The 2008-nt window shown below is 32.0% G+C and carries 2 protein-coding genes; both read left to right on the top strand.

The genetic code is table 11. The annotated features are described in order from the left end of the window. Positions 1–978 (top strand): sensor histidine kinase (locus G614_RS0123885; RefSeq protein ID WP_207637864.1); only part of this gene is annotated, 978 nt, incomplete at its 5' end. Next, complete coding sequence (locus tag G614_RS0123880; RefSeq protein WP_027643877.1) at positions 975–1904, top strand: hypothetical protein; 930 nt, start codon at positions 975–977, stop codon at positions 1902–1904. The genes G614_RS0123885 and G614_RS0123880, both read left to right, overlap by 4 nt. The last annotated feature ends 104 nt before the right edge of the window (positions 1905–2008 follow it).

The following is a 2008-nucleotide window of genomic DNA, read 5'->3' as shown; positions in this document are numbered from 1 at the left end:
CCTACGCGAGTAAACTCGCAAGAGATGATTTCCGTCTTCCGGTTATCTGATTTCCAGATTTCCGGAAGCGCGATTTCATCGCGCAAGAATAATCACAAAGAACCAGATAGCATTACATCATCATTAAAGAAATTAGAATCTATAGCCGAAAAAACGCAAGATACAGGATTGTTAAAGTTAGCTCAAACTGTAAAAAAAAGAACCGAAGCAATTTTATCGGATAATATCAAATTGGAGGAAGATAATGCTGCAAAAGAAAAGGAATTAAAACAGGTACGTCAAGAAAGTGAAGTACGGAAAAAACAAGTATATTTTCTATCAGGTGCAGCTAATCAAAATGTTACAAACCTAATTGGAGGATTCCACGCAGTTTATACATTGACGGATGCGATTAAAGGAAATATTAATTTTTTACGTGAAGAATTATCAAAAGGAAAATCCGCCAGTGAAGCAATTTTAATGGTAATAAGCGAGATATATCAGGCAAATGAAAAGGCGCACAAACTTGCTGATTTGGCTATTCATGGTAATCAAACCTTGAAACAAGATGGTTCAAACAGTATATATGATTTTATTCGTCAGTATATTGATGCAAACTTAGCTATTAAGGGTATTGAATATATATTGACTTCTGATGATAAGGCATTTAATTGCAAATTTGATGCATCATCTATAGGGATTATTTTAGATAACATTTCAAGTAATTCCTTAAAAGCAGGGGCAACAAAACTGTATATATCATTAGAAGATATGCAGAAGTATGTTGAAATTGCATTTACAGATAATGGGATAGGTCTAGATAACGATATTGATATTGATATGCTTTTTGAATGGGGCGTATCTAACAACATTAGTAAAAAAGGGTTTGGCATAGGCCTGTATCATATCAAACAACTAGTAGAAGAAATGAAAGGGACAGTAGCAATCGATACCACATATAAAGACGGTTTCAGATTGGTGGTGAAATTAAAAAAATGAATACGGCATTTAAAATTTTGTGGTTTGAAGATGAAGTTTCATGGTTTCGTATGGAACGAATACGAATAGAAGCAATTTTAAAAAATCATTATCTGATTCCAGACATTTCCAGAAAAGATGGTGATGAGTTTGATGTTATTGAATTAACTGGAAATGACTATGATTTAATTCTAATGGATTACAAACTGGCAGCAGGAAAAACAGGAGATACTATAGTATCAGCTATTCGTGAGAATGATATTTTGACGGATATTTTATTCTATTCTTCAGAAGAACAGAATATGTTATCAGCTTTATCCAAAAGAATGCCTTCAATTGACGGTGTATACCTGACAAAACGTGATTATACAATCTTCACGGAAAAGGCAGAAAAACTTATTAGCAAAATTGTAAAGCGTTCCGAAGATGTCGTAAATTTAAGAGGATTTGTTCTTGATAATACAAGTAATTTTGAATTGCGTATAAAGGAGATATTAAATATTTGCTGGCAAAAATTTAATGACGAGCAAAGAGATTCATTAACAGAGACAACTATTGCCTTATTAAATAGTAAAAAGTCTTGGGCAACAAAGCAGGTAGAGACAGCAAAAACAAAAGATAATGTATTCACATATGCAAACAATGTGGAGTATTTACTAAGTGTGGCAGATAGACTCGATATTATACAAGCTGTACTTCCTATATTGTTTTCAAACTATAATTTACCTGATAGCCTTTGTCCTTCCGACTTTAAAAGGTATTATATTGATAAAATAAATGTTTATCGAAACAAATTAGGGCATATTAAATTTGGTGAAAAGCTAATTCGAATTAAAGAAAAAGATGTGGAAATCAATCAAGACCTGCATCGATTTTTGAGAAAAAATATCGCGGAAGTAGAAGGAACAATAAATAATTTGGAAACTTATATAACACAAAATATGTAAAAATAGTGTTGTGAAAAAGTTATGCAAAAACTTTATGTGATTGCATAACTTTTGTAAGTAAGTAATAATCCGTATCTTGACAAAATAAGAAATCCCCCAGCACT

Source organism: [Clostridium] clostridioforme AGR2157, assembly GCF_000424325.1.
Lineage (GTDB): Bacteria > Bacillota > Clostridia > Lachnospirales > Lachnospiraceae > Enterocloster > Enterocloster clostridioformis_A.
The sequence above is the reverse complement of the archived record's forward strand: the minus strand, read 5'-3'. Positions and strand labels throughout refer to the sequence as shown.